The sequence below is a fragment of the Xanthomonas sp. SHU 308 genome (assembly GCF_000364645.1).
GTDB lineage: Bacteria > Pseudomonadota > Gammaproteobacteria > Xanthomonadales > Xanthomonadaceae > Xanthomonas_A > Xanthomonas_A sontii.
In genome coordinates, this window is record NZ_AQOK01000575.1 from 1 (window position 1) to 930 (window position 930).

The 930-nt window shown below is 68.3% G+C and carries 1 pseudogene; it reads left to right on the forward strand.

The features are described from left to right. Positions 1-519: 519 nt before the first annotated feature. Positions 520-930: pseudogene (locus tag D588_RS25110) on the forward strand (peptidase M4 family protein); the annotation flags it as partial.

Consider the following 930-nt stretch of genomic DNA (forward strand, 5'->3'; position numbering starts at 1 on the left):
GGGAGGGACTTCAGTCCCGACGCGACGAACTAAAAGCACCGCGATTGAGGCCGTTCTGCATTGGATGCCTCGGAGGCCACGCAGAGGCGCGCGTGGTCTCTGCAGTCTTCTACACACTGCGGGATGCTCTCCCGAGCAATTCCTGCACAGCGCGTCGGGGCTGAAGCCCCTCCCACAGTGCAGGGACCAAGTGCTACCGGCGGTCCGGCATTGGTGCTGCGATCGCTTCGCATGCATTCGGTGCACATCCGCCGACCTGCATGCATCGTGATGGCGAACCGCTTGGCGCGATTGCGCGTCACACGTCGCAGCTACGGCGATACCGCATCTGCTCGATGCAAAAACCCTGAACGCAACCTGTCTACCACGCGACGCGACGCCGCCGTTATGGTCGCTGCACAGGGGGAGGCACTGCGCCGATCGGCCGCACTGCCCTGAACGTCATGCCACGCATCGCGCCACGGCCGCTCCGCTGCCGCGACGGCGCGCCCTTCCTTCTTGCGTTCGAGGATTCCGCTCATGACTCTGCCACGTCATCATCGTCCGTCGGTGCTGCTGCCGTCCCTGCTGCTCGCGCTCGCCGCCACCTCCGCCAGCGCCGCGCAACGCGTGGATCTGCACGCCAAGAATCCGGACACGCTCGGTGCCCAGTACCGCAGCGCCGCCGCGCGCGTGGGCGGCATCCCGGCCGCGGCCGCGGTGCGCCATGCCGAACTGATCGGGCTGGACGCCGAGTCCGCGCTGACCCTGCTCGGCAGCAGCGACGATGCCGACGGCACCGTGCACCGCCGCTACCAGCAGACCTTCCGCGGCATTCCGGTATGGGGCGAGCAAGTGATCGTCAGCGAGCGCGCCGACGGCAGCGTGCGCAGCCTGTTCGGCCGTTCGGTAGCCGGGCTGGCCAGCGAACTGCCGGCCACCGCCGCCAAC